This window comes from Cupriavidus sp. Met-2 (genome assembly GCF_049843575.1).
In the GTDB taxonomy this organism is placed as follows: Bacteria; Pseudomonadota; Gammaproteobacteria; order Burkholderiales; family Burkholderiaceae; genus Cupriavidus; species Cupriavidus metallidurans.
The window spans coordinates 135,947-161,164 of sequence record NZ_JBBHZL010000010.1 but is presented as its reverse complement, the minus strand read 5'-3'; the positions used below and the strand labels follow the sequence as shown (position 1 = coordinate 161,164).

24 protein-coding genes are annotated in these 25,218 nt (G+C 64.4%); 13 read left to right on the top strand and 11 right to left on the bottom strand.

Annotated features, from left to right (window positions below; all coding sequences use genetic code 11):
• Positions 1 to 37 precede the first annotated feature (37 nt).
• Positions 38 to 739 carry a monofunctional biosynthetic peptidoglycan transglycosylase gene (mtgA, locus tag WD006_RS20990; protein WP_011517555.1) on the top strand — a complete coding sequence of 234 codons (702 nt, stop codon included), beginning with the start codon at positions 38 to 40 and terminating at the stop codon, positions 737 to 739.
• Positions 740 to 788: 49 nt separating this feature from the next.
• On the opposite strand, the gene corA is transcribed toward mtgA, so the two are convergent.
• Both corA and WD006_RS20980 read right to left on the bottom strand, forming a co-directional pair.
• Positions 789 to 1,751, bottom strand: coding sequence for a magnesium/cobalt transporter CorA (gene corA / locus WD006_RS20985; RefSeq protein WP_008645609.1), 963 nt, complete (start codon positions 1,749 to 1,751; stop codon positions 789 to 791).
• A 526-nt stretch (positions 1,752 to 2,277) separates the two neighbouring features.
• The gene (locus WD006_RS20980; protein ID WP_011517554.1) at positions 2,278 to 3,162 is read right to left on the bottom strand and encodes a DMT family transporter; all 885 of its coding nucleotides are present in this window, start codon (positions 3,160 to 3,162) and stop codon (positions 2,278 to 2,280) included.
• 242 nt (positions 3,163 to 3,404) lie between these two features.
• On the opposite strand from WD006_RS20980, the gene pyrF reads away from it, so the two are divergent.
• Positions 3,405 to 4,223 carry an orotidine-5'-phosphate decarboxylase gene (gene pyrF, locus WD006_RS20975; protein ID WP_011517553.1) on the top strand — a complete coding sequence of 273 codons (819 nt, stop codon included), beginning with the start codon at positions 3,405 to 3,407 and terminating at the stop codon, positions 4,221 to 4,223.
• 49 nt (positions 4,224 to 4,272) lie between these two features.
• On the opposite strand, the gene WD006_RS20970 is transcribed toward pyrF, so the two are convergent.
• From WD006_RS20970 to thiL, 3 genes are all read right to left on the bottom strand, one after another.
• Positions 4,273 to 4,770 (bottom strand): CinA family protein, encoded by a 498-nt coding sequence (locus WD006_RS20970; RefSeq protein ID WP_011517552.1) that lies wholly within the window; start codon positions 4,768 to 4,770, stop codon positions 4,273 to 4,275.
• Positions 4,771 to 4,816: 46 nt separating this feature from the next.
• Positions 4,817 to 5,389, bottom strand: a complete 573-nt coding sequence (locus WD006_RS20965; protein ID WP_011517551.1) for a phosphatidylglycerophosphatase A family protein — start codon at positions 5,387 to 5,389, stop codon at positions 4,817 to 4,819.
• Positions 5,390 to 5,486: 97 nt separating this feature from the next.
• A complete protein-coding gene (gene thiL, locus WD006_RS20960) occupies positions 5,487 to 6,464 on the bottom strand; it encodes a thiamine-phosphate kinase (RefSeq protein ID WP_011517550.1) in 978 nt (325 codons plus the stop codon).
• 259 nt (positions 6,465 to 6,723) lie between these two features.
• On the opposite strand from thiL, the gene WD006_RS20955 reads away from it, so the two are divergent.
• The 3 genes from WD006_RS20955 (at position 6,724) to WD006_RS20945 (ending at position 10,414) form a co-directional block, all read left to right on the top strand.
• Positions 6,724 to 9,048, top strand: coding sequence for an NADP-dependent malic enzyme (locus tag WD006_RS20955; RefSeq protein ID WP_029307165.1), 2,325 nt, complete (start codon positions 6,724 to 6,726; stop codon positions 9,046 to 9,048).
• 383 nt (positions 9,049 to 9,431) lie between these two features.
• Positions 9,432 to 9,809, top strand: a complete 378-nt coding sequence (locus tag WD006_RS20950) for a ribonuclease domain-containing protein (RefSeq protein WP_017511794.1) — start codon at positions 9,432 to 9,434, stop codon at positions 9,807 to 9,809.
• Positions 9,806 to 10,414, top strand: a complete 609-nt coding sequence (locus tag WD006_RS20945) for a barstar family protein (RefSeq protein WP_011517519.1) — start codon at positions 9,806 to 9,808, stop codon at positions 10,412 to 10,414. Before WD006_RS20950 ends, WD006_RS20945 begins: the two co-directional genes overlap by 4 nt.
• Before the next feature lie 97 nt (positions 10,415 to 10,511).
• Here the strand turns inward: WD006_RS20945 and WD006_RS20940 are convergent, their stop codons facing one another.
• The 4 genes from WD006_RS20940 to WD006_RS20925 form a co-directional block, all read right to left on the bottom strand.
• The gene (locus WD006_RS20940; protein ID WP_011517518.1) at positions 10,512 to 11,141 is read right to left on the bottom strand and encodes a YidB family protein; all 630 of its coding nucleotides are present in this window, start codon (positions 11,139 to 11,141) and stop codon (positions 10,512 to 10,514) included.
• Positions 11,142 to 11,158: 17 nt separating this feature from the next.
• Positions 11,159 to 11,902: a 16S rRNA (uracil(1498)-N(3))-methyltransferase gene (locus WD006_RS20935; protein ID WP_011517517.1), complete on the bottom strand. Its 744-nt coding sequence runs from the start codon at positions 11,900 to 11,902 to the stop codon at positions 11,159 to 11,161.
• Positions 11,902 to 12,336 carry a VOC family protein gene (locus WD006_RS20930; RefSeq protein WP_011517516.1) on the bottom strand — a complete coding sequence of 145 codons (435 nt, stop codon included), beginning with the start codon at positions 12,334 to 12,336 and terminating at the stop codon, positions 11,902 to 11,904. Before WD006_RS20930 ends, WD006_RS20935 begins: the two co-directional genes overlap by 1 nt.
• 65 nt (positions 12,337 to 12,401) lie before the next feature.
• Entirely contained in the window at positions 12,402 to 13,232 is an 831-nt protein-coding gene (locus tag WD006_RS20925; protein ID WP_232310525.1) for a spermidine synthase, read from the bottom strand.
• A gap of 142 nt (positions 13,233 to 13,374) precedes the next feature.
• Here WD006_RS20925 and tkt point away from each other — a divergent pair, with 142 nt between their 5' ends.
• Together tkt and gap are read left to right on the top strand one after the other, a co-directional pair.
• Positions 13,375 to 15,411 carry a transketolase gene (gene tkt, locus WD006_RS20920; protein ID WP_029307166.1) on the top strand — a complete coding sequence of 679 codons (2,037 nt, stop codon included), beginning with the start codon at positions 13,375 to 13,377 and terminating at the stop codon, positions 15,409 to 15,411.
• Positions 15,412 to 15,496: 85 nt separating this feature from the next.
• Complete coding sequence (gene gap / locus WD006_RS20915) at positions 15,497 to 16,495, top strand: type I glyceraldehyde-3-phosphate dehydrogenase (RefSeq protein ID WP_008648578.1); 999 nt, start codon at positions 15,497 to 15,499, stop codon at positions 16,493 to 16,495.
• A gap of 49 nt (positions 16,496 to 16,544) precedes the next feature.
• Here the strand turns inward: gap and WD006_RS20910 are convergent, their stop codons facing one another.
• Positions 16,545 to 17,162: a flavin reductase family protein gene (locus WD006_RS20910; protein WP_011517513.1), complete on the bottom strand. Its 618-nt coding sequence runs from the start codon at positions 17,160 to 17,162 to the stop codon at positions 16,545 to 16,547.
• A gap of 285 nt (positions 17,163 to 17,447) precedes the next feature.
• Between WD006_RS20910 and WD006_RS20905 the strand changes: the two genes are divergently transcribed.
• Positions 17,448 to 18,449, top strand: a complete 1,002-nt coding sequence (locus WD006_RS20905) for a LysR family transcriptional regulator (RefSeq protein WP_011517511.1) — start codon at positions 17,448 to 17,450, stop codon at positions 18,447 to 18,449.
• Between the two features lie 80 nt (positions 18,450 to 18,529).
• Here WD006_RS20905 and fur read toward each other — a convergent pair whose 3' ends face one another.
• On the bottom strand, positions 18,530 to 18,961 hold the full coding sequence (gene fur / locus WD006_RS20900) for a ferric iron uptake transcriptional regulator (RefSeq protein WP_008648581.1): 432 nt from the start codon (positions 18,959 to 18,961) through the stop codon (positions 18,530 to 18,532).
• A gap of 199 nt (positions 18,962 to 19,160) precedes the next feature.
• Between fur and WD006_RS20895 the strand changes: the two genes are divergently transcribed.
• The 5 genes from WD006_RS20895 (at position 19,161) to holA (ending at position 25,156) form a co-directional block, all read left to right on the top strand.
• Positions 19,161 to 19,814 carry an outer membrane protein assembly factor BamE gene (locus tag WD006_RS20895; protein WP_029307167.1) on the top strand — a complete coding sequence of 218 codons (654 nt, stop codon included), beginning with the start codon at positions 19,161 to 19,163 and terminating at the stop codon, positions 19,812 to 19,814.
• Between the two features lie 78 nt (positions 19,815 to 19,892).
• Positions 19,893 to 20,690 (top strand): 4-hydroxy-tetrahydrodipicolinate reductase, encoded by a 798-nt coding sequence (dapB, locus tag WD006_RS20890; protein ID WP_011517509.1) that lies wholly within the window; start codon positions 19,893 to 19,895, stop codon positions 20,688 to 20,690.
• A 170-nt stretch (positions 20,691 to 20,860) separates the two neighbouring features.
• The gene (leuS, locus tag WD006_RS20885; RefSeq protein ID WP_017514837.1) at positions 20,861 to 23,482 is read left to right on the top strand and encodes a leucine--tRNA ligase; all 2,622 of its coding nucleotides are present in this window, start codon (positions 20,861 to 20,863) and stop codon (positions 23,480 to 23,482) included.
• A gap of 36 nt (positions 23,483 to 23,518) precedes the next feature.
• Positions 23,519 to 24,034: an LPS assembly lipoprotein LptE gene (gene lptE, locus WD006_RS20880; protein WP_060784822.1), complete on the top strand. Its 516-nt coding sequence runs from the start codon at positions 23,519 to 23,521 to the stop codon at positions 24,032 to 24,034.
• A gap of 51 nt (positions 24,035 to 24,085) precedes the next feature.
• Positions 24,086 to 25,156 carry a DNA polymerase III subunit delta gene (holA, locus tag WD006_RS20875; RefSeq protein ID WP_011517507.1) on the top strand — a complete coding sequence of 357 codons (1,071 nt, stop codon included), beginning with the start codon at positions 24,086 to 24,088 and terminating at the stop codon, positions 25,154 to 25,156.
• Positions 25,157 to 25,218 lie beyond the last annotated feature (62 nt).

Genomic DNA, 25,218 nt, shown 5'->3' with positions numbered 1-25,218 from the left:
ACGATCGTCGGCAAGTAGCGCCGGCGGGGCGAACCCGTTGCGCTGGCTGGCCTATCTGGCCGGCTGCCTGATCGTTGGCGTGGTGGCGATGCAGGTCTATTTCTTCCTGCAGATCGCTGCCTGGCAGGTCGTCAATCCGTCGTCCACCACGTTCATGCGTGCCGAGCGCTGGCGGCTGTGCGGCTTCAATTTCTGGAGCTGCCCGGTGCAGCGGCAATGGGTGCGCTACGACGAAATCTCGCGCAACATCAAGCGCGCCGTGATCGCCAGCGAGGATGCCGACTTCGTCAATCATCCCGGCTACGAACTTGATGCGATGCTCGATGCCTGGGAACGCAACAAGCAGCGTGGACGCATCGTGCGCGGCGGTTCCACCATCACGCAGCAACTGGCCAAGAACCTGTTCCTGTCTTCGGAGCAGAACTACCTGCGCAAGGGCCAGGAACTGGCGATCACGTGGATGCTGGAGCTCTGGCTCGACAAGCAGCGGATCTTCGAGATTTACCTGAATTCGGTGGAGTGGGGCGAAGGCGTGTTCGGCGTCGAGGCTGCCGCGCAGCACTACTTCCATACCTCGGCTTCGAAGCTCAGCGTGGGGCAGGCCGCCCGGCTCGCGGCCGCGCTACCGGCGCCCAAGTGCTTCGACAAGAAGCAGTACTGCGCCAACGTGCACGTGAACTTCCGCGTCAAGGCGTCGATCATCGCCAGGCGGATGGGCGCGGCAACGTTGCCGGACTAGGGGCGGTTCCCCCCTCTCATGCTTGTGGGAGAGGGGACCAGGAAGGCTATCAGCTCAGCCAGCCCTTCCTGCGGAAATACACCAGCGGAATCGCCGCGGACACCGCCATCAGCGCAATCGCCCACGGATAGCCGGCGGCCCAGTCGAGCTCGGGCATCACCTTGAAGTTCATGCCGTAGATGCTGGCGATCAGCGTGGGCGGCATCAGCGCCACCGACACCACCGAGAACAGCTTGATGATCTTGTTCTGGTTGATGTTGATGAAACCGACCGTGGCATCCATCAGGAAGTTGATCTTGTCGAACAGGAACGCGGTGTGGTTCTCGATCGAGTCGATATCGCGCAGGATCTGGCGCGCTTCGTCCTGCTGTTCGGCCGATAGCAACTGGCTGCGCATCAGGAACGACACCGCGCGGCGCGTATCCATGACGTTGCGGCGGATGCGGCCGTTCAAGTCTTCCTCGCGCGCGATGGTTTCCAGCACGTCGGCGGCGGCGGCATCGGTCACGTTCTCGGCCAGCACACGGCGGCTGGCTTCCTCCAGGCGTTCGTAGATCTCCTCGATCGAATCGGCCGAATACTCGGCGTCAGTCGCGTAGAGGTCCATCAGCACGTCCTTGGCGTTGCGCACCGATCCCGGACGCATCCGGGCGCGCAGCCGCACCAGCCGGAACACGGGCAGGTCTTCATCGTGGATGGAAAACAGGACGTCGCGCGTGAGCACGAAGGCCACGCGGACGTTGCGCGAGGCGTCGTCCTCGGCCAGCAGGAAGTCCGTGCGGATGTGGATGTTCTCGTCCTCGCCCTCGAAATATCGTGCCGAGGCTTCCAGGTCGCCCAGGTCCTCGAGTTCGGGCAGGACCACGCCATAGGCTTCCTTGATCCACGCGAGTTCCTCGTCGTCGGGGCTTACCACGTCGATCCAGATGGGCTTGTGCTGCAGCAGCTCGTTGCGCTCGTCGACCTGCTCCTGGGCAAGCCGGCCTTTCTGCAGGACGAACAGGTTGATCATCCCTTGGATTCCTTGTTACTTGGCGGCGCCGCCAGGATGCGTCGATGCATCCCGATGGTGCTGCCGATTGCGCTGGGTCTACGTCGGAGACGGGCGCAGGCAAGGCTCACCAGCAGCGTGATCATGGCGCGGCCGGGCAAGCGTGATCGCGCTGCGACTCAAGGGCCGCTACGCGATGGCGTTTGCCTGCGATTTGCCTGGATTTGGCTGGCAAGCCGGGGGAGGGAGGATCCGAACGCGACACGGCAGCCGGTGCGGCGGCCGCTGGGGGAAACGGAAAGACACTCACCCGCAGGTGTCTGCGGGCAAGGACGGCGACGGGCGGGGACTGTGCCCCACACGGATCGACGTTACGCAGCCCGCAGTGACATGGCATTCGACGGTGTCGCAACTTTGTCGCGGCAACTCGAACACCCGATGCTACTGCCCACGTACTTTCTCCGGGATTCTGATGGCCGCGAGTGTAGCCCAACGCGGGGTGGCTTGTTAAGTGAAATCTCGGCGGCGCTGCTGCTCACAAGCGGGTTCACATGCGTCGACGCAACAGCGGCGCCAGCATGACCGAGGACAGCGCCGCGAACATCAGCACGATGGCCACGTAGTCCTGCCAGTGCGGCGTTTCGCCGAGAAACCACATCCCCGAGAACACGCCCACCACGGGAATGAACATGATCGACAGGCTCGAGACTACCGGCGGCAGGCTGCGCGCCAGCGCGAACCAGACCAAATGGCAGTACGCGAAGACCACCACGGCGTTGTAGGCGATGGCGCCCCATTCGATCGCGGTCGGCATGCGCCAGCCGCTCTCGAACAGCAGCGTGCCCGCGCCGAGGAATGGCAGCGTGATGGCCAGCATCCAGAACGTCATGGCGCCGATCGGCACGTCGGTGTGGGTGCGCTTCATGAGCTGGGTGCCGAAACCCCAGCCGGCAGCGGCTACCAGCATCAGCAGCGTGCCGGCCGGGCTGCCGGTCAGCGCGGCAATCTCGCCCGAAAGCAGCAGGACCGTGCCGGCCAGCGCGCAGCCAATGCCAATCCAGGCCGACAAGGCAATACGGTCCCGGAAGATCACCAGGCCCCAGACCACGGCCCAGATCGGCATGGTGTAGCCGAGAATTGCCGCACGGCCCGATGACAGCATCTTGACCGCGCAGATGGCGAACAGATGCCAGATCACCATGTTCGGGATCGCCAGCTTCAGGACCGTGCCCCACGCCGCGCGCGGCACGCGCAGGGAGTCGCCCCGGAAGGTCAGCGCCAGCCCCAGCGCCACCAGCCCGCCGGCCATGCACAGCAGCCGGAAAGCCATGGCGGGAAAGTGCGCCACACCCAGTTTCATGATCGGCCAGTTGATGCCCCAGGCGAGGGTCAGGATGACGAGGAGGATGAGACCGCGGCGGTCGAGATTCATGAATCGGGAGACTGGCGGCGTGCGGACGTCCTGCAACCCAGGCGTCGCCGTCGCTCTTTTTAAGCGGAAGCTGCAAACAATATCACGCCAACAGGTAAAATTGCCGCCAACGCCCCATATGCTGCAGTGCGGAACCTGTCCGGGTGCCGTTGCAGCCAACCGGTCGGCACCTGCCCGCGTTATGCTGTGTAGACACTGGTTCACAGCCGGGCCGCCGGCTTCACCCGAATTCCGAGCATCCCATGACTTTTACCGAGCAGCTGTCCGCCGCGTGGCAGCGTAACGATTCCCTGCTGTGCGTCGGGCTTGATCCCGACCCGGCCAAGCTGCCGCTGTCCATGACCGGTACCGGCGGCGCGATTTTCTCGTTCTGCCGCGAAATCGTCGATGCCACGGCCGACCTGGTCTGCGCGTTCAAGCCGCAGATCGCCTATTTCCACTCGCAGCGCGCCGAAGACCAGCTCGAACAGTTGGTCGAGTACATCCATGACGCGCACCCCGGCGTCCCCGTGATCCTCGATGCGAAGCGCGGCGATATCGGCTCCACGGCGGAGCACTATGCAATCGAGGCCTTCGAGCGCTACAAGGCCGATGCCGTGACCGTCAGCCCGTACATGGGCTTCGATTCGATGTCGCCGTATCTGGCGTATCCGGGCAAGGGCGTGATCGTGCTGTGCCGCACGTCGAATCCCGGTGGGTCTGACGTGCAGTTCCTGCAGGTCGACGGCAAGCCGCTGTACCAGGTGGTGGCCGAAGCCGCACGCGAACGCTGGAATACCAACGGGCAGATGGGTCTGGTGGTGGGCGCGACGTTCCCGAACGAGATCGCCAAGGTCCGGCAGATCGTCGGCGACATGCCACTGCTGATTCCGGGCATCGGCGCCCAGGGCGGCGACATCGAGGCTACGGTCAAGGCCGGCCGTACGGCCGACGGCACGGGCATGATGATCAATTCGTCGCGGGCCATCCTGTACGCCAGCCGCGAGAAGGACTTTGCGCTGGCTGCGCGAAACGTGGCGTTGCAGACGCGCGAGACGATCAACCGCTATCGTCACGGCTGATCCGCGTGAACGGTTTTCCCTTTCCCAGTCGTGGGAGAGGGGGGCAGATTCAGGCTTCGTTGCGAATCAGTTCCAGCAGACCGCGCATCGCGTGTTCGGCAGCCTGGCGGCGGATCTGGGCGCGGTCACCCTTGAAGCGCTGCGTTTCCGTATGCGTGGTGATGCGGTTGCTCCAGCCGAAGCAGACCATGCCAACCGGTTTCTCGGGGGTGCCGCCGCCCGGGCCGGCTACCCCGGTGATGGCCAGCGATACCTGGGCGCGGCTGTTCAGCAGCGCGCCTTCGGCCATCGCCCGCGCCACTTCCTCGCTGACCGCGCCATGGTCTCGGATCAGTTTGGCCGGCACCCCGACCATCGTCGTCTTGGCTTCGTTCGAATAGGTCACGAAGCCGCGCTCGAACCATCCCGAAGACCCAGAAACATCCGTGATCGCGGCCGCGACTAGCCCGCCAGTGCAGGACTCCGCGGTGGCAAGCATAAGCGAGCTTTCCGATAGAGCGGCGCCGGCCTGGATGGCAAGCTGGTCGAGCAGTCGGCTGACGGACATAACGGCGGTTCCTGAAATTCCCGGGGTGTTTCGGTGTTTCTGCGTGTCAGATCGAACGCCACAAGGCGAACACGAGCAGCGTGTAGAACGCCGCGAAGATGTCATCGAACATTACGCCGAAGGCGCCGGTAAAGCCCGGGCCCTTGAGCGTGCGATCGTAGTAGCGGATCGGTGCCGGCTTGACGATGTCGAAGAACCGGAACCACACGAACGCGGCGAACTGGCCCCAGAAGCCCGTTGGCATCACGAACAGCAGCACCAGCCAGAACGCCACGATCTCGTCCCAGACCATGCTGCCGTGGTCGTACACGCCCATGTCGCGTGCCGTACGCAGGCAAGCCCAGATGCCGATCACGAAGCCGCCGGCGATGATCCACAGCCAAGTGGTCGGATCGATCCACTTCGAAATCACGATGAACGACAGCCAGCCGAGCAGCGTGCCGACGGTGCCGGGGCTGACCGGCGACAGGCCAGAGCCGAATCCAAGCGCAATCAGACGGGCCGGGTGGCCCAGCATGAACCGGCCGGTTGGCCGCGTGACCTTGGCGGTCTGGCCGGCTTCCAGCGTGACGGGGTCAACGGGGTCGCTAGGCGCGGCCCCCGGGGGATAGGCGGACATCAAGGATTGGCTCGTCAGTCTTATAGGTTTCGGGGCGCACTTTCAGATATTTCTCCCGTGCGCATGGGGGATCATGACATGGGTTGCGTGCCGCGTGTCAGGGCGCGGCGAAATGATCGAACGAGGCGCCCTTGAACACGTAGGGATTGCCTTCGCGATCCACCAGCCGCAGGCCCGCCTCCGGTGTGATGGATCCGACATGCGTGAGCGGCAGGTGAAGCCGGCGCGCGATGCCGGCAATGGTTTCGCGCGCGCCCACCGGCGCCGTGAAACAGAGTTCGTAGTCGTCGCCACCGGCCAGCACGCAGGCGCGCTGGCATTCCTCCGGCTGGGCGTCAAGAATCTCCGAGCGCGGCAAGGCATCGACATCGACAATTGCGCCGACCGATGAGCGTTCAAGGATATGACCGAGATCGCCGATCAGCCCGTCCGAAATGTCGAGTGCCGCATGAGCCACGCCGCGCAGTGCCAGGCCCAGCGCCACGCGGGGCGTCGGCATTTCCATCCGGGGACGGATCAGTGTGAAGTCGGGCTCGGGCAGCAGCCATTCGCCGCGGCAGTCGCCCAGGGCCAGGCGCGCGTCCCCGAGCGTGCCGGAGATCCAGATATCGTCGCCGGGGCGCGCCGCGTCGCGCCGCAGCGCCTGACGCGGGGGCACGTCGCCGAACACCGTGATCGACAGCGTCAGCGGACCCTTGGTGGTGTCGCCGCCGATCAGTTCGCAGCCGTGGTCGTCGGCCAGCGCCAACATGCCGGCCGCGAATTCGGCAAGCCAGCCGGCATCCGCCTCGGGCAGCGCCAGCGCCAGCGTGAATGCGCGGGGTTCGGCGCCCATTGCCGCCAGATCGGACAGGTTCACGGCCAGGGCCTTGTGGCCCAGCGCGCGCGGTGAAACGTCCGGGAAAAAGTGCCGACCGCTGACCAGCATGTCGGTGCTGATGGCGAGCTGGTGGCCCGGCCGCGCCTCGATCAGCGCGCAGTCATCGCCCACGCCCAGCGCGGCCTTGTGGACCGGGCGCGTGAAATAGCGTCGGATCAGGTCAAACTCGGAAAGCGCGGGGGAGGATTCGGGCATGACGGGGCGGGGAACCTGGGAGGAAACATGCCGCGGAAATTCTGCTGGAGACTCGGCTGGTAAAGCCCATCGGCATGGGGCATATTGTACCGAAACGCAAAGGTGCCCCAAACAAAAGGCTTATTGTGAAATACTATTTCACAATATAAAATGCACACTTCCAAAAGCGCCTACAGCGGAGACAGCGGGTTCGTGGAGCCGGCCCGCGCTCAATCGCCAGCGTTATTCAGTGCGGCTCCACCGATCGGAAGATGCGCAGATGACAAGCCCTCAGCAGTCCCCGTCCCAAGACGATCTGAAACAGCAGCAGCGTGAGGCGCTGCGCAAGGCCGCGCTCGAGTACCACGAGTTTCCCACCCCCGGAAAGATCTCGGTCACCCCGACCAAGCCGCTGTCGAACCAGCGCGACCTGGCTCTGGCCTATTCGCCGGGTGTGGCGGCAGCGTGTGAGGAAATCGTGGCCAACCAGGCCAATTCGTTCCGCTACACGGCGCGTGGCAACCTGGTGGCCGTGATCACCAACGGCACCGCCGTGCTGGGTCTGGGCGATATCGGCGCGGCCGCGTCGAAGCCGGTGATGGAAGGCAAGGCCGGCCTGTTCAAGAAGTTCGCCGGTATCGATGTGTTCGATATCGAAGTCGACGAGAAAGACCCCGAGAAGCTGGTCGACATCATCGCCTCGCTCGAGCCGACGTTCGGCGGTATCAACCTCGAGGACATCAAGGCGCCGGAGTGCTTCTACGTGGAGCGCAAGCTGCGCGAGCGGATGAAGATCCCCGTCTTCCACGATGACCAGCACGGTACCGCGATCGTCGTGGGCGCCGCCGTGATCAACGGCATGCAGGTGGTGGGCAAGGACATCTCGAAGGTGAAGCTGGTGGCCTCGGGCGCCGGCGCCGCCGCGCTGGCCTGCCTGGACCTGCTCGTCGACCTGGGCCTGCCCATCGAGAACATCTGGGTGACGGACCTGGCCGGCGTGGTCTACGAAGGCCGTACCGAACTGATGGACCCGGAAAAGGCGCGCTTCTCGCAGAAGACCGACAAGCGCAAGCTGGCCGAGGTCATCGAAGGCGCCGACATTTTCCTGGGCCTGTCCGCTGCGGGCGTGCTGAAGCCCGAGATGGTGCAGAAGATGGCCGACAAGCCGCTGGTGATGGCACTGGCCAACCCGAATCCGGAAATCATGCCGGAACTGGTCAAGGAAGTCCGTCCGGACGCCGTGATCGCCACGGGCCGCACCGACTATCCGAACCAGGTCAACAACGTCCTCTGCTTCCCGTTCATCTTCCGTGGCGCGCTCGATTGCGGCGCCACGACGATCACGCGTGAAATGGAAATCGCCGCGGCAAACGCGGTGGCGGAGCTGGCGCGCCAGGAGCAGAGCGATATCGTCGCGTCGGCCTATGGCATCCAGGACCTGTCGTTCGGCCCCGAATACCTGATTCCGAAGCCGTTCGATCCGCGCCTGATCGTCAAGATCGCCCCGGCCGTGGCCGAGGCCGCCGCCAAATCGGGCGTGGCATCGCGCCCGATCGAGGACATGGACGCGTACCGTCTGCAATTGCAGCAGTTCGTGTACCACTCGGGTACGCTGATGAAGCCGATCTACGCGGCCGCCCGCAAGGTGCAGAAGGAGAAGAAGCGCATCGTCTTCGCCGAGGGCGAGGAAGAGCGCGTGCTGCGTGCGGTGCAGGTGATCGTCGACGAGAAGCTGGCCAACCCGATCCTGATCGGCCGCCCGGCCGTGCTGGCTCACCGCATCGAGCGTTTCGGCCTGCGCCTGCGCATGGGCGAGGACTTCACGGTGGTGAACCCAGAGCACGACGAGCGTTTCCGCGAATACTCGGACGCGTACTACCGCATGATGGCGCGTGAAGGCATCACGCCGCAGTACGCCAAGCTGGAAATGCGCCGCCGTACCACGCTGATCGGCGCGATGCTGGTCGAGAAGGGCGAAGCCGACGGCATGATCTGCGGTACGGTTAGCACCACCGCCGCCCACCTGCGCTATATCGACCAGGTCATCGGTGGCACAAATTGCGTGTACGCCGCAATGAACGGTCTGGTTCTGCCCGGCCGCCAGATCTTCCTGGTGGACACGCACGTCAACGTCGATCCCACCGCCGAGCAACTGGCCGAGATCACGATCATGGCTGCGGAGGAGCTCAAGCGTTTCGGTATCGAGCCGAAGGTGGGTCTGCTGTCGCACTCGAACTTCGGTACGTCGGAAGCGCCGTCGGCACGCAAGATGCGCGACACGCTGAAGATCCTGCGCGACCGCGCGCCGGACCTCGAGGTGGATGGCGAAATGCATGGCGACAGCGCGCTCGACGAAAAGCTGCGCGATTCGCTGGTGCCGGACAGCGCGCTCAAGGGCGAAGCCAATCTGCTCGTGTGCCCGAACATCGATGCCGCCAACATCTCGTACAACCTGCTCAAGGTGGCGGCTGGCAACAACGTGGCGATCGGCCCGATCCTGCTGGGCGTGAAGGCGCCGGTCCATATCCTGACGCCTTCGGCAACGGTGCGCCGTATCGTCAATATGACCGCGCTGGTGGTCGTGGACGCGGCAGCCAAGGTCTGAGCGGACGAAGCGTTTCAGCCTTCTTGATGCAGTGCCAAAAAAGCCGGGTTCGCCCGGCTTTTTTCATGCCCGCGTGATCTCGCTGCTTGTGAGGTTAGTATGCGCACACATATCGATAACATGTTGAAACAATTGAAGAAAACTGGCGGGCAAAGGCGCGGGGATTGATTAATGATGGACATGCGCGTAACCTTACGCCTTTGAATGCGGGCGTTCGCCTGAAGCGTGCGCCGGGCCTGCGAGGGGTGATTAACAGGTGCCGGAGTGACCCGCAAATAACATTTCGCCAACTTTTCGATAACGTGGGTTCCCGGATTTTGTCGAGTCAGTCGCAGCGGCAGTCACATTGGCAGTCCCTGAGCCTGGCCCGAAGCCTGGGCCACGTGCTGGCGGGCGCGGCGATATCCATCGCGCTGACTTTGGCGCCGCAAGGCGCCATGGCCAGGCAGTCGCCCGACGACGTGCAGGGGGTGGTGGGAACCATCGCCGCACAGCAACTGCCCAACGAGGCACGGCAGACGCTGGAGCGTATCGAGGCCGGTGGGCCGTTCCCGTATGACAAGGACGGTTCGCGCTTTGGCAACTACGAGCGCAGCCTGCCGCAGCAATCTCGCGGGTATTACCGCGAGTACACCGTCAAGAACAGCAATAGCCGGAACCGGGGAGCCAAGCGGATCGTTTGCGGTGGTGATCAACGCGCCGCCAACGACTGTTATTACACGGAAGACCACTACAACAGCTTCAAACGGATAACCAAATGATGACTGACATTTTCGGATTGGGCGACGCCCTTGCCGCCCGCGAGGAGCGCGGCGCCGGAGATGGCTGGCAAAGGGCCCACCATCAGGCCCAGAACCTATACGACAATGTGCTGATGATGCCGCGCCAGGATCTGCCGCATCGACTTCCGCCCGCATGCGCGCCCGCCATGGTGGCTTGCGATGACAACGGCACCAATGAGGGAGCCATGAACCTGTTCAAGACGGTGCGTCCAAACATCGTCCAGTCGATCCGCGCGTTCCGCGTGCCGGAGCTGGCCCAGGCAGCCGCCGCACTGAATCAGCACTTCCTCTATGCGAACTGCGCGGATTGCGCCAGCAAGGCCGAGATCCTCGAGCGCATTGCCACCGAATTCACCTTCCCGAAGCATTTCGGCAAGAATTTCGATGCATTGTCCGATTGCCTGACGGACATGATTTACAAGGCCGGACCGCAACCGGGCTTTGTGATCGTGCTGGAAGGCCTGCCGATCGCGCAGAAGTTCGACAAGGAAGCGCGCGAGGTACTGCTCGACGTGTTCCGCGATGCCGCCGAGTTCTGGGGCGAGCGCAAGGTGCAGTTCCGGGTGTTCTACTCGTTCGCCTGAACGGATCTGGCGGTGCTCCAGGCGCACGATCGGCGCCGTGTTCCGGTCAAAAAAATGCCCGCTGTAAAAGCGGGCATTTTTGTTTGCGGTGCCGATGTTACGCAGCCGGCGGTACCGCTCCATGCGGCGTCAGCCGGTCGATCACCTCGGGCAGGCCTTCGCTGAGGCTTGAAGCCACGTCGTCGGCCGACAGCCCGGTTTTCTCCGCGAGCGACTGGAGCGCACCCGTACCGCCCAGCGCGGAAGACAAATCCGACGCGCTCACGGCCTGGTTCGCGCCCGTGCCAATCCACGAATCGACCTGTTGACCCAGACCCGCTTGCGCCAGGACGTCTCGCAAGGCGCCGATGCCGCCTGCGGCGGCACCCATTGCTTGCGCCGAATCGCCCGCGCCGCCTTGACCGCCAAGCAGGCCGCCGAGCAGCGAGCCGAGATCCAGTCCACCCGCGGCCGAGGCACCGCCACCGGCAGCGCCAGCGCCACCAAGCAATCCGCCCAGCACGCCACCAAGTCCACCGAGGCCGCCCAGGCCACCGGCACCCGCATCCGCACCGGCGGACGCCGCGCCACCGTCTGCCTCCTGACCTTTGTGGCGCATTGCCATCATCGCCAGCAGGCCCAGCGCCATCATCATCTTGGGATTCAGGCCGCCTCCGGCCTGTTCGCCGTGCTGGCCGCCGCCCAGTTGGCCGAGCACACCGCCCAGCACGCTATCGAGTAGTCCCATGTTTGACTCCTTCTAGGTCAAAACCCGCCAAGGATGGCGTTCAGTGTCGCCAGGCAGGTCAGCCCGGCGGTTTCCGTTCGCAGAATGCGCGGTCCCAATGACACGCCGATAAAACCGGCTCGGCGTGCGCGATCTTCTTCTTCCGGCGACAAGCCGCCCTCGGGCCCGATCAGCAACGTCACGCCGCCGGCGCGCCATGCCTCGCGCTCGGCTTGCGCCAGTTCGGGCAGCGATGCCGATGCGCGTGGCGAGAGCGCCAGCCTTGCAGCAGTGGCCGGCACGCTGGTCAGCCATGACTCCAAGTTAGCCACGGGCGCCAACGCCGGCAAGCGATTACGGCCGCATTGTTCGCAGGCGGCCTCGATCAGTGCCTGCCAGTGCGCCTGGCGCTTGGTGGCGCGCTCGCCGGAAAGCCGGACGACGGATCTGGCAGCCTGAAGTGGCTGGATGGCGGATACACCGAGTTCCACTGCCTTCTCGATCAGCCAGTCCATCTTGTCGCCCCCGGCAAGCCCCTGGGCGAGCGTGACGGCGAACGGGGTTTCGGCTTCCGAGGCGTCGTGGGTGCCAAGCGTCGCACTAGCGTGGCGCTTGCCGATCTCGGTCAGCGTGGCCGGGTGGCTCCCGCCCTGACCGTTGAACAGGGTGATGGCGTCACCGGGCGCCAGGCGCAACACCTGGACATGGCGCACGACGGCGTCGGGTAATTCCAATACGGTGTCCGCGGCGAGCGCCGCATCGACAAAAAATCTGGGTGGCATCAGGGAGTGGGTTTGGAATCCGGGGTCTTGGGCAGCGGCGTCGCAAAGCCCCAGCGGTAGCCATCGGGATCTTCGACCATGCAGTACCGGTCGCCCCAGAACTGGTCGGCAGGCGGCGTGACGCTTGCGGCGCCGGCGGCCAAGGCCCTTTGGTACATCGCATCCACGTCGCCGCAGTAGACATAGAACGTTTGCGGGGCTTCCACGCCTAGCGACCGGGGTGTGCGTGCCGTGCTGCCCCACGCGCCCTCGGGCGCAAACATGACCACCAGTTGGCCTTCGTAATGCATCTCGGCGTGCATGGGCACGCCGTTTTCATCGACGACATGGCCGGCCGCAAAGCCGAAAGCCCGCGCATAGAAATCCAGTGCGGCGCGACCGCTGGCGACCGTCAGATAGGGCGTAAGCCAGGGCGTGTTGGGCGGTCTGGACATGATGATCTCCCGGATGGAACGAATCTCGTCCCCGCGCTGCGTGGCGCGAGGCGCGTCCGTGCATGTTACGCGGGACGGCTGCCGCTGTCGAAGATCGCCTGCACGTGCCGCGGATGGACGAACAGGGCAGGGTGCAGGTACGCGTGATAGGCCCGCAGCTTGTGTTCGAGTTGCCACTGCTGCAGACGCGTTGCGATCTTGTCAGCGGGCTGCGCGGCGATATCGAGCGCGTCGCTGGCCAGCGCAATGCCCCACAGCGCGCCATAGGCCGGGACGAAGGTCGTCAGTGGCGCGACATGCCGGAACACATGCCGTAGCCGTGCCAGCAGCCGCCGCGCCGTTTCCGGCCGATGCAGCGGGGGCCCCAGGTGCAGCGACATCGCGCCGCCGGGCGCCAGGCAGCGGCGCGCGGTATGCAGGCCATGCGGGGAGAACAGGGCGGCGGCGGGGCTGCCGTCGTCAGCTTCGGTCAGGTCATAGACGATCAGGTCGAACTGGCGTCCGGCGCGCGCGAAGGCTTCCATCAGGCCGAGTCCTTCGCCGATCGCCAGGCTCAGGCGCGGGTCGCCTGGTTCGTCGAGCGCGCCCTGGTGGATGCCGCGCAACCACTCGCGCGCCAGCCGCACCACCTCGCCGTCGAGTTCGGCCACCACTACCTCTCGCATGGTGGGGATACGCAGCAGTTCGAATGCCGATCCGCCGTCGCCGCCGCCCACCACCAGCGCGCTGCGCGGCGCGCCATGGGTGGCCGCCATTGGGGCCACCATCAGCTCGTGCTGGATCCAGGCGTCGGCTTCGGTGCTCATCACGCGGCCATCGAGCCGGAAGATCCGGCCAAAATGTGCGCTTTCCCCGATTTCTATCTGCTGATAGGGGCTGCACGCGGCCGCTAGCAATGTGATTTCGCCTAGCGTGGTGCCGACGCCGGGTATCAACCATTCGGTCCAGGCCTGAGTCCCCCTTCGGAGTGCCGGATCCGTCCCGGGAATTCCCCCTGCTTCTGCTAAAATTGCGGTTTTCCCGCCGTCAGGTTCTCGCATGTCTGCCCTCGCCCATCCCGCCACAAGTCCTTACGCCAACCAACCCGTCAAACTGATGGCGGATGCCATCCGCGTGCTTGCCATGGACGCTGTCCAGCAAGCCAACTCCGGTCACCCCGGTGCGCCGATGGGTATGGCCGATATGGCCGTGGCGCTGTGGGGCCGGCATCTGAAGCATAACCCCGTCAATCCGCACTGGCCTGACCGCGACCGCTTCGTGCTGTCCAACGGCCACGGATCGATGCTGATCTACGCGCTGCTGCACCTGACCGGCTATGACCTGCCGATCGAGGAACTGAAGAACTTCCGCCAGTTGCACAGCAAGACCGCCGGCCACCCGGAGTATGGCATTACCCCGGGCGTGGAAACCACGACCGGCCCGCTGGGCCAGGGCATCACCAATGCCGTCGGCATGGCGCTGGCCGAGCGCCTGCTGGGCGAGGAATTCAACCGCCCGGGTTTCGACATCGTCAACCACCACACGTACGTGTTCATGGGCGATGGCTGCCTGATGGAAGGCATCAGCCATGAAGCCTGCTCGCTGGCCGGCACGCTCAAGCTGAACAAGCTGATCGGCTTCTGGGATGACAACGGCATCTCCATCGATGGCGACGTGGTGCACTGGTTTGCCGACGATACGCCGAAGCGTTTCGAAGCCTATGGCTGGAACGTGATCCGCGCCGTGGACGGCCACGACGTGGCTGCCGTCGACAACGCCATCGCGCTGGCCAAGGCCAGCGACAAGCCGACCCTGATCTGCTGCCGCACCGTCATCGGCAAGGGTGCGCCGAACAAGGCCGGCGGCCACGACGTGCATGGCGCGCCGCTGGGCGGCGCCGAAGTGCTGGCCACCCGCGAAGCGCTGGGCTGGACCCACGCCCCGTTCGAAGTGCCGCAGGACGCGTACCTCGCCTGGGACGCGAAGCCGAACGGCCACGCGCTGGAAAAGGCCTGGGACGCACTGTTCGACGCCTACGCCGAAGTGCATCCGTACGAAGCCGGTGAGTTCAAGCGCCGCGTGCGCGGCGAGCTGCCGGGCGCGTTCGATGCGGCCGTGGACGCCTACATCGCCAAGTGCGAGGAGAAGGCCGAGACGATCGCTACCCGCAAGGCCAGCCAGAACTCGATCGAGGCACTGGCGCCGGTACTGCCGGAACTGCTGGGCGGCTCGGCCGACCTGACCGGTTCGAACCTGACCAACTGGTCGGGCACGCAGGCCGTTCGCTTCGACTCGTGGGGCAACCACATCAACTACGGTGTGCGTGAGTTCGGCATGAGCGCGATCATGAACGGCATCGCGCTGCATGGTGGCTACATCCCCTACGGCGCCACGTTCCTGACGTTCTCGGACTACAGTCGCAACGCGTTGCGCATGGCCGCGCTGATGAAGATCCGCTCGCTGTTTGTGTTCACGCATGATTCGATCGGCCTGGGCGAAGACGGTCCGACCCACCAGTCGATCGAGCACGTGGCCAGCCTGCGTCTGATCCCGAACATGGATGTCTGGCGTACCGCCGACACCACCGAGACTGCAGTGGCCTGGGCGCAGTCGATCCGCCGCGAGAACGGTCCGAGCTGCCTGATTTTCAGCCGCCAGAACTTGCCGTTCCAGAAGCGTGACGATGTCACGCGCGCCAATATCGCGCGCGGTGGCTACGTGCTGCGCGATGGCACGAATCCGCGCAAGAAGCGCCCGGATGCCGTGATTATCGCCACCGGCTCGGAAGTCGGCCTGGCCGTGGGCGCCGCCGATGCGCTGGCCGTGGAAGGCGTGCACGTGCGCGTGGTGTCGGTTCCGTCGACCTCCGTCTTTGACAAGCAGGACGCCGCCTACAAGGCCAGCGTGCTGCCGGCAGGCGTGCCGCGCATCGCCGTGGAAGCGGGCGTCACCGATTTCTGGTGGAAGTACCAGGTTCAGGCCGTCGTCGGTATCGACACGTTCGGCGAATCGGCCCCGGCAGGCGTGCTGTTCAAGCACTTCGGCTTCACCGTGGAAAACGTGGCCGATACGGTGCGCGCCACGCTCGCCCAGTAATTCTCGCCAGCGCGGTATGCCGGCGCGAGGCGCCGGCTGCGGCGCCGGCCCCAGCTTTATCGCGATTGCACTCTAGGAGATAGACATGACCATCAAGATCGGCATCAACGGCTTTGGCCGCATCGGGCGCATGGTGTTCCGCGCCGCCGCCGCGAACTTCAAGGACATTGAAGTCGTCGCCATCAACGACCTGCTGGAACCGGACTACCTGGCGTACATGCTGAAGTACGACTCGGTCCACGGCCGCTTCGACGGCGAAGTGTCGGTGGAAGGCAACACGCTCGTGGTCAACGGCAAGAAGATCCGCCTGACCGCCGTCAAGGATCCGTCCGAGCTGAAGTGGGGCGAAGTCGGCGCCGACGTGGTGATCGAGTCGACCGGCATCTTCCTGACGAAGGAAGGCGCGCAGAAGCACATCGACGCGGGCGCCAAGAAGGTGATCATGTCGGCCCCGTCGAAGGACGACACCCCGATGTTCGTGTTCGGCGTGAACCACGAGACGTACAAGGGCGAAGCGATCATCTCGAACGCAAGCTGCACGACCAACTGCCTGGCCCCGGTGGCAAAGGTCCTGAACGACAAGTGGGGCATCAAGCGCGGCCTGATGACGACCGTGCACGCTGCCACCGCCACGCAGAAGACCGTGGATGGTCCGTCGAACAAGGACTGGCGCGGTGGCCGTGGCATCCTGGAAAACATCATCCCGTCGTCGACTGGCGCCGCCAAGGCCGTTGGCGTGGTGATTCCGCAGCTGAACAAGAAGCTGACCGGTATGTCGTTCCGCGTGCCGACCTCGGACGTTTCGGTGGTCGACCTGACCGTCGAACTGGAAAACCCGGCCAAGTACGAAGAAATCTGCGCCGAGATGAAGGCCCAGAGCCAGGGCGCGCTGAAGGGCGTGCTGGGCTACACCGAAGACAAGGTTGTGGCCACGGACTTCCGCGGTGATGCCCGCACCTCGATTTTCGATGCTGAAGCCGGTATCGCGCTGGACGGCACGTTCATCAAGGTCGTGAGCTGGTACGACAACGAGTGGGGCTATTCGAACAAGTGCCTGGAAATGGCACGCGTCGTGGCCAAGTAAGCCATCCTCGCTGAACAAAAAACGCGCCCTCGGGCGCGTTTTTTGTTGCTCAGGCGGCAGGTGGGGTGACTGGTGGCGTTAGCGGCCGCGCATCGATAGCATCGCCATCGACGAGGAAGTGGCCACCCGCGACATGGTGGATCGTGCGCAGGTCGTCTTGGCCGGTAAAGTGCCAGCGGCCATTGCTGAAGACGCGGCCGTCGGCGTGGGCTGCGACCACTTCGCCGAGAAACAGATCGTAGCTGTTCTGGATCGCGGGTTCGGGCAATAGCCTGCATTCCAGCCACGCCGCGCAGCCTTCGAGCAGCGGAGCGCCGATCACGCTGCCAGCGAAGGTCTGCAAGCCGTACGCGGCGAACTTGTCGATGCCTTGCTTTTCCGTCAGGGCCCGTCCCGAACTGGAGCCCAGTGCCTGCGTGATATCGACCTGGGCGGCGGTGGGAACCTGCAACGCGAATTCGCCGCTTGCTTCAAGCAACTGGCGCGTCCAGGTGGACTTGTCCAGCACCACGGCCACCTTCGGCGGCGCGAAATCGAGCGGCATGGCCCATGCCGCCGCCATGATATTGCGTTGTCCATTGTGCGCGGCACTGACCAGAACGGTCGGACCGTGATTCAGCAGGCGATAGGCTTTGGCGAGATCAACGTCGAGTCGGTGGGAAGCCATGGTTTGATCTGAAACAAGACGGGGCGGGCTGCGAGGCAGAATTGGGACGCCTTCAGGCACTATAGCGGGTCATGGAATTCAATGAACGGCGATTTTTGACATTATCTGTCTCAAAGCTGTCAAAAATCCGCGAAAGTTCGCGTTCAGTAATGCGAGAAATGCTGAATTTGCTTTTCGCTCCTGTTATTTTCTCTTACACTCGGAAGGATCTATTAATGTCTGATGTGCAGCCAGTGAAAGTGGTGGGGCCATCGAAGCGTAAGACATAACAAACCGGGCCTGATCATGGTGAACGTGGATACCAAGCTGCTCGTGATCTTCACCGAGTTGCTCAGCAAGCGTAACGCCACTTATGTGGCGGAAAAGATGCACATGACCGCGCCGGCCGTTTCTCACTCGCTCGGCCGACTGCGCGAAATCTTCGACGATCCCCTATTCATTCGGGTGCCTCATGGTCTCACGCCAACGCCGCGCGCGCTGGAACTGGGCCCGAAGATCCGGGACATGCTCGACCTCTGGTCGTCGATCAACGAGGGGGATGCCGATAATTTCGATCCGGCCATCGCCACCGGCACGCTGAATATCGGTTTTGCCGCCGAACTTGGTGACACGGTTTTCAACCGCTTTGTCCTGCGCATCAAGCAACTGGCTCCGGACCTGCATATCCGCCTGGTCGAATCGCATTCGTGGGAAGCCGACGTCGCGTCGATGCGTGCAAACGAACTCGATCTGGCCTTTTCGCCGTTCCCGACCCGCCATCCCGAAATCGTTGAGGAAGTGGTGACGTCGCTGAACCTGTGGGTTTGCGCACGCAAGAATCATCCGCTCCTGAAGAACGATTGCACGCTCGAGCAATACCTCGACTGCAGCCATATCTTTATGGCGCATTCCGGTGGCGCGGGCCGTCCGGCACCGGCACTGATTCCGTTGGACTACGCGCTGCAGCAGCGGGGCCTGAAGCGGAATGCCACGCTGACCGTTCATTCGTGGCGCGCCCAGGCCGAACTGGCTTCCCAGACCGACATGATCTTCACGGTCAACGCGCTGACCAAGGACATGGCCTGTGAAACGTATGGCCTGAAGGCCTACCCGCTGCCGGCGGAGCTCAATACGATGCTGGGCCTGAATATGTTCTGGCACCGCAGCCGCAATACCCATCCGATGCTGGTTTGGGCACGTGGTCTCTTCCGTCAGGTGGTTGGCGAGTTTCTGGGCCTGCCTGCGGCAGCCGCTGCCGTGCCGCGTAGCCTGCGCGTCGTGGCCGAGCAGGATCTGACGCAGGAATAACGCTGTGTCGACCCAATAAAAAACCGGCGCCTTGGCGCCGGTTTTTTATTGCCTGCTGCTGGGCGGGTACCGCAGCGGGGTTATCGTCTCGGTCTGTGGGGGCAATCGTCCTTGGTGCAGTTGCCATAGAGCGACAGGGCATGTTCCTGTAGTGCAAAGCCGCGCTCGCGGGCGATGCTCTGTTGCCGCTGTTCGATATCAGCATCGAAAAATTCCTCGACGCGCCCGCAATCCAGGCACACCAGGTGATCGTGGTGCTTGCCTTCGTTCAGTTCGAAAATCGCCTTGCCCGACTCGAAGTTGTTCCGCGAGAGCAGGCCAGCCTGTTCGAACTGCGTGAGAACGCGATAGACCGTGGCGAGGCCGATATCCATATGCTCGTTGAGCAGGATGCGATAGACATCTTCCGCGCTTAGATGGCGCTGTTCGCTGGTCTGGAAGATCTCAAGGATCTTCAGGCGGGGGACGGTCGCCTTGAGGCCGATATTTTTGAGGTCCGCCGGACTCGGCATGGGCGTGACTCCCTAGAGTACAATGTCTGGATAGTTGAATCATAAGGGTTTTGGCGGCAAATGTCGCCCCGGTGCCATGACGCGTACACGCCGCTCTCCGCGGAGTGACCAGAATGCGCCTGGCCGTGCCGGATGCCTCCGCAGTCTTTGGGGTGTGCCGGTGCCGGTATCTACCCATTCCCGTCTGGAAGCGAGATACATGCGTTCATTCCGTTCGTCCGCCATGCGCCCCGCGCTGGTGTCTTCCCTGCTGGCGGCGGCACTGCTGGCCGGTGCCTGTTCCGCCTACGACAGCACCTCGCGCAAGGTGGCCGATGCCATCACGCCGTATCGGATCAACATCGTCCAGGGCAACTTCGTGTCGCGCGAGGCCGTGTCGCAATTGCGCGAAGGCATGACGCGCGATCAGGTGCGCTTCCTGCTCGGCACCCCGCTGCTGACGGACGTCTTTCACGCGGATCGATGGGACTATTACTTCTCTTTCCGTCGCGGCAGCCGGCCGGTCGTGCAATCGCGCCAGTTCACCGTGTACTTCGAGGGTGACAAGCTTGTGCGGTGGGTGGGCAACGAGTTGCCGTCCGAATACGAGCTTATCGCCGAAATTGACGGCATGAAGGCGGCGCAGAAGAATCAGACGCCAGGCAAGATTGTCTTTGGCGGCGAGCCAGCGCCAGCATCCGCGCCGGCGGCAATGCCGGCATCGGCGCCGGCTGCCATGCCCGTCGCGGCAGCGAGCGAACCGGCAGCCGCGCCGGCAGCCGTGGCACCTGCTGCCGCCGAGGCAGCTCAGCAAAAGCCGGCCGAGGCGCCAGCCAGCGCGGCTTCGGACGTTCCGGCCAAACCTGCCAGCTAAACGCGGCGGCGAGTCCATTTCAGACACCCAAGCCGTCCGGTCGAATGCCGGACGGTTTTCATTCCGACATACCCAATCATGAAAATCGCCATTGCAGGGGCTTCCGGCCGCATGGGTCGCATGTTGATCGAAACGGTGCTCAATACCGACGGCGTGACGCTGGCCGGCGCGCTCGACGTGCCAGGTGCTGCGGCGCTGGGCCAGGATGCCGGGCTGTTTCTGGGCCGCGAGACGGGCATCAAGATCTCCTCTGACATCGAGGCCGTGCTCTCGGCCGCCGATTGCCTGATTGATTTCACCCGCCCCGAGGGCACGCTGGCGCACCTGGCGGTGGCCAAGCGCCTCGGCAAGAAGATGGTGATTGGTACCACCGGTTTCGATGCCGCCGGCAAGCAGGCACTGGCCGATGCCGCCAAGTCGATCGGCGTGGTGTTTGCCGCGAACATGAGCGTCGGCGTCAATGCCACGTTCAAGCTGCTGGAAGTGGCGGCCAAGCTGCTTTCCACGGGCTACGACATCGAGATCATCGAAGCGCACCATCGCCACAAGGTCGACGCGCCGTCGGGCACGGCGCTGGCGATGGGCGAAGTGGTCGCCAAGGCCATCGGCCGCGATCTCGACGAATGCGCGGTCTACGCGCGCGAAGGCCATACCGGCCCGCGAGACGCGAAGTCGATTGGCTTCGCGACGGTCCGTGGCGGCGATATCGTCGGCGATCACACGGTGATGTTCGCCGGCATCGGCGAGCGCATCGAGATCAGCCACAAGTCGTCCAGCCGCCAGTCGTATGCCGATGGTGCGGTGCGTGCGGCGCGTTTCCTGGCCGACAAGCCGAGCGGCATGTTTGACATGCAGGATGTGCTGGGCCTGAAGTAAGCCCGCAAGCACGCCCGGCGCGGCCCAGAAGCGGGCCGTTCCAGCCTTTCCGTGCGAACCGTGGCGGACATACGCCACGGTTATAATCGTCTCTTTCGCATTTCCGATCCCTCCCGGTCGCCCGGCGCGCCAGTCGCCCGCGGACCGCTGCCCAGACCGTCGTCCCGACCATGCAAGACAAATATCTTCCGTCCGCCGTTGAACAAGCCGCCCAGCAGCACTGGCAAGCGATCGATGCCTACAAGGTGTCGGAGCACGCGGTCGGGCCCGACGGCAAGGAAAAGTCCAAGTTCTACGCCTGCTCGATGCTGCCCTACCCGTCGGGCAAGCTCCACATGGGCCACGTGCGCAACTACACGATCAACGACGTGATGGCGCGCTACCTGCGCATGAACGGCCGTAACGTGCTGATGCCGATGGGCTGGGATGCGTTCGGGATGCCGGCGGAGAACGCCGCGCTGAACAACGGCGTGGCACCGGCCGCCTGGACCTACGACAACATCGCTTACATGAAGAAGCAGATGCAGTCGATGGGCCTGGCGATCGACTGGTCGCGCGAAGTGGCGACCTGCAGCCCCGAGTACTACCGCTGGAACCAGTGGCTGTTCCTGAAGATGCTGGAAAAGGGCATCGCCTATCGCAAGACCGGTACCGTGAACTGGGATCCGGTGGACCAGACCGTGCTGGCCAACGAGCAGGTTATCGACGGCCGTGGCTGGCGTTCGGGCGCGGTGGTCGAAAAGCGTGAAATCCCCATGTACTACCTGCGCATCACCGATTACGCGCAGGAATTGCTTGGCGACCTCGAAGGCCTCGGCTGGCCCGAGCGCGTCAAGATCATGCAGCAGAACTGGATCGGCCGCAGTGAAGGTGTGCGATTCGCCTTCCCGCATGAGATCAAGGGCGCGGATGGCAAGCTGATCAACGACGGCAAGCTCTACGTGTTCACCACGCGTGCCGACACGATCATGGGCGTGACGTTCTGCGCCGTGGCCGCCGAGCATCCGCTGGCCACGCACGCCGCCGAGAGCAACCCGGCGCTGGCCGCGTTCATCGAGGAATGCAAGCACGGTTCCGTCATGGAAGCCGACATGGCGACCATGGAGAAGAAGGGGATGCCGACCGGCCTCAAGGTCACGCACCCGCTGACCGGCGAACAGGTCGACGTCTGGGTCGGCAACTACGTGCTGATGACCTATGGCGACGGCGCCGTGATGGGCGTGCCGGCGCATGACGAGCGCGACTTCGCGTTCGCGCTCAAGTACAACCTGCCGATCAAGCAGGTCATCGACGTCAAGGGTCAGGCCTATTCGACCGACGCGTGGCTCGAATGGTACGGCGACAAGGAACACGGCCTCTGCATCCATAGCGGCAAGTACGACGGTCTCGGCTACAAGGCCGCCGTCGACGCCATCGCCGCCGATCTCGCCGCCAAGGGCCTGGGCGAGAAGAAGGTGACCTGGCGCCTGCGCGACTGGGGCATCTCGCGCCAGCGTTACTGGGGCACGCCGATTCCGCTGATCCACTGCGACAGCTGCGGTGTGGTGCCGGTGCCGGAGAAGGATCTGCCGGTGGTGCTGCCCGAGGACCTCGTGCCGGACGGCACGGGCAACCCGCTGGCCAAGGACCCGCGTTTCCTGGAGTGCACCTGCCCGTCGTGCGGCAAGCCAGCGCGCCGCGAGACCGATACGATGGATACGTTCATCGACTCGTGCTGGTATTACATGCGCTATACGTGCCCCGACGCTGGCACGATGGTCGATGCGCGCAACGATTACTGGATGCCGATGGACCAGTACATCGGCGGTATCGAACACGCGATTCTGCACCTGTTGTACGCACGCTTCTGGACCAAGGTCATGCGCGACATGGGCCTGGTCAAGTTCGACGAGCCGTTCACGAACCTGCTCACGCAGGGTATGGTGCTCAACGAGACGTTCTATCGCGAGGACGCCTCCGGCAAGAAGACCTGGTACAACCCGGCCGATGTGGACGTGCAGACCGACGAGCGTGGCCGCCCGGCTGGCGCCACGGCGAAGGCCGACGGTCAGCCGGTGGTGATTGGCGGCATCGAGAAGATGTCGAAGTCGAAGAACAACGGCATCGACCCGCAAGCGCTGATCGACCAGTACGGCGCCGATACCGCACGCCTGTTCGTGATGTTCGCCGCGCCGCCAGAGCAGCAACTCGAATGGAGCGGTTCGGGCGTGGAGGGCGCGTCGCGCTTCCTGCGCCGTGTGTGGAACTACGGCTACGCGAACGCCCAGGCGATCCGCGATGGCGCCGGCACCGCGCCGACGGCCGATGACGCCGCGCTGCGCCGCGAGATCCACACCGTGCTCAAGCAGGCCAACTACGATTACGAGCGCATCCAGTACAACACCGTGGTGTCCGCTACGATGAAGATGCTGAACGCGCTGGAAGATGCGAAGACCGCTTCGCCGGCCGGGCGCCGTGAAGGCTTCAGCGTGCTGCTGCGCGTGCTGTACCCGGTGGTGCCGCACATCGCCCACGGGCTGTGGCAGGAACTCGGCTACGCCGCTGAGACGGTCGACATTCTCGACGCCGCATGGCCGCAAGTCGACGAAGCCGCGCTGGTGCGCAGCGAGATCGAACTGGTGCTGCAGGTCAACGGCAAGGTGCGTGGCAGCCTGACGGTGCCGGCCGATGCTGACCGCGCCGCGATCGAGGCCACCGCGGCCGCCAGCGAGATCGTGGCCAAGTTCGCCGCCGGTGCCGCACCGAAGAAGATCGTGGTGGTGCCGGGCCGTCTCGTCAACGTCGTGCTCTGAAGCACGCGGACTGGAATCAGCAGACAGGGATAACGAATGGATCGACCGAACATGGGACGCCGCGGTTTCTTCGCCATCGGCGCCGCGGCAGCGGCGGCGGCATTGCTGGGTGGCTGCGGCTTCCATATGCGCGGTAACGCCGATTTCGCGTTCAAGCGGCTCTACATCGGCATTCCCGCGAATTCGCTGATGGGTGCGGATTTGCGCCGCAACATCCGCAATGGCTCGGACACGCAGATCGTTACCGACCCGAAGGAAGCGGACGCACTGCTCGACGTGCTGGCCGATACGCGGGCCAAGTCGATCCTCTCGATTACCACCGAGGGTGTGGTGCGGGAATACCGTCTGACCTACCGCTTTACCTTCCGCCTGCGCGATGCCAGTGGCAAGGAGCTGATCCCACCGTCGACGCTGCTGCTGACGCGCGACCTGACGTACAACGAAGCCAGCACGCTGGCCAAGGATTACGAAGAGCAGCAGCTCTATCGCGACATGCAGCGCGATGTTGTGAATCAGCTCATGCGCCGGCTGGCCTCGGTCAAGACGATCTGACGCGCCGGGTATCGGCGCGACTCAGGCCGACACAGGAAACATAGGGCGACAATGCAGCTCAAGCTCGACGGACTCGAGGCACATCTGAGGCAGGCGCAGGCCAAGGGCCTGGCGCCGCTTTACGTCGTTCACGGCGACGAGCACCTGCTGGTGCTGGAGGCGGTAGATCGCCTGCGCCGCGCTGCGCGAGAGGCCGGTTTCTCCGAACGCGACGTGCTGGTGGCCGAACGTGGCTTCCAGTGGGGGCAGGTCATCGAGGCCCAGCAGTCGATGTCGCTGTTCGGCGACCGCAAGATCGTCGAGTTGCGTATTCCATCGGGCAAGCCGGGCAAGGACGGCGGCGAGGCGTTGCGCGCCGTGGCCGCCCAGCCGTCGCCGGATGTGGTGATGCTGGTCACACTGCCGCGCCTGGATTTCGCCACGACGAAATCGGCCTGGTTCCAGGCATTGGAGTCGGCGGGGGTGTCGATCAAGGTCGATGCCGTGGACCGCACGCGGCTGCCCGCCTGGGTGGGCGAACGACTCGGCCTGCAGCAGCAGCGGGTGGAGCCGGGCGAGCCAGGGCGGCGCGCGCTGCAGTTCATCGCCGAAAAGGTCGAGGGCAACCTGCTGGCCGCGCATCAGGAAATCCAGAAGCTCGGCCTGCTTTATCCGCCCGGCGCGCTGACCTTCGACCAGGTTCAGGACGCGGTGCTGAACGTGGCCCGCTACGACGTGTTCAAACTGTCCGAAGCCATGCTCGGCGGCGACGTGCCGCGCCTGGTGCGTATGCTCGAAGGGCTGCGTGGCGAGGGCGAGGCTACGGTGCTGGTGCTGTGGGCGCTGACCGAGGAAATTCGCGTATTATCCAAGGTCCGGCAAGGCTTGGCGGGCGGCAAGCCGGCGGGCGTGCTGATGCGCGAACTGCGCGTCTGGGGCCCGCGCGAGCGGCTCGTACCACAGGCCGCGCAACGGCTGTCGATGCCGCAACTGGAAGCCGCGCTTGCCATGGCCGCGCGGCTGGACCGGCAGGTCAAGGGCCTGTCCGACCTGCCAGGCGCTGGCGGAGCGGCCGGTGCGTTACCAGCCGAGCCATGGGACGGCCTGATGCAGCTCGCGCTGATGATCGCCAGACCCGCATGAGGCCTCCGGGCCCCCGGGGTCCGGACAGGTGACCGGACCACCGAACCAGAACAATCGCCGGC

Coding starts and splice junctions, on each gene's coding strand:
- corA (WP_008645609.1), bottom strand. CDS start 1,751: ATGATCAACCTGTTCGTCCTGCAGAAAGGCCGGCTTGCCCAGGAGCAG.
- WD006_RS20980 (WP_011517554.1), bottom strand. CDS start 3,162: ATGAATCTCGACCGCCGCGGTCTCATCCTCCTCGTCATCCTGACCCTC.
- pyrF (WP_011517553.1), top strand. CDS start 3,405: ATGACTTTTACCGAGCAGCTGTCCGCCGCGTGGCAGCGTAACGATTCC.
- WD006_RS20970 (WP_011517552.1), bottom strand. CDS start 4,770: ATGTCCGTCAGCCGACTGCTCGACCAGCTTGCCATCCAGGCCGGCGCC.
- WD006_RS20965 (WP_011517551.1), bottom strand. CDS start 5,389: ATGTCCGCCTATCCCCCGGGGGCCGCGCCTAGCGACCCCGTTGACCCC.
- thiL (WP_011517550.1), bottom strand. CDS start 6,464: ATGCCCGAATCCTCCCCCGCGCTTTCCGAGTTTGACCTGATCCGACGC.
- WD006_RS20955 (WP_029307165.1), top strand. CDS start 6,724: ATGACAAGCCCTCAGCAGTCCCCGTCCCAAGACGATCTGAAACAGCAG.
- WD006_RS20945 (WP_011517519.1), top strand. CDS start 9,806: ATGATGACTGACATTTTCGGATTGGGCGACGCCCTTGCCGCCCGCGAG.
- WD006_RS20940 (WP_011517518.1), bottom strand. CDS start 11,141: ATGGGACTACTCGATAGCGTGCTGGGCGGTGTGCTCGGCCAACTGGGC.
- WD006_RS20935 (WP_011517517.1), bottom strand. CDS start 11,902: ATGCCACCCAGATTTTTTGTCGATGCGGCGCTCGCCGCGGACACCGTA.
- WD006_RS20930 (WP_011517516.1), bottom strand. CDS start 12,336: ATGTCCAGACCGCCCAACACGCCCTGGCTTACGCCCTATCTGACGGTC.
- tkt (WP_029307166.1), top strand. CDS start 13,375: ATGTCTGCCCTCGCCCATCCCGCCACAAGTCCTTACGCCAACCAACCC.
- gap (WP_008648578.1), top strand. CDS start 15,497: ATGACCATCAAGATCGGCATCAACGGCTTTGGCCGCATCGGGCGCATG.
- WD006_RS20910 (WP_011517513.1), bottom strand. CDS start 17,162: ATGGCTTCCCACCGACTCGACGTTGATCTCGCCAAAGCCTATCGCCTG.
- WD006_RS20905 (WP_011517511.1), top strand. CDS start 17,448: ATGGTGAACGTGGATACCAAGCTGCTCGTGATCTTCACCGAGTTGCTC.
- fur (WP_008648581.1), bottom strand. CDS start 18,961: ATGCCGAGTCCGGCGGACCTCAAAAATATCGGCCTCAAGGCGACCGTC.
- WD006_RS20895 (WP_029307167.1), top strand. CDS start 19,161: ATGCGTTCATTCCGTTCGTCCGCCATGCGCCCCGCGCTGGTGTCTTCC.
- dapB (WP_011517509.1), top strand. CDS start 19,893: ATGAAAATCGCCATTGCAGGGGCTTCCGGCCGCATGGGTCGCATGTTG.
- leuS (WP_017514837.1), top strand. CDS start 20,861: ATGCAAGACAAATATCTTCCGTCCGCCGTTGAACAAGCCGCCCAGCAG.
- lptE (WP_060784822.1), top strand. CDS start 23,519: ATGGATCGACCGAACATGGGACGCCGCGGTTTCTTCGCCATCGGCGCC.
- holA (WP_011517507.1), top strand. CDS start 24,086: ATGCAGCTCAAGCTCGACGGACTCGAGGCACATCTGAGGCAGGCGCAG.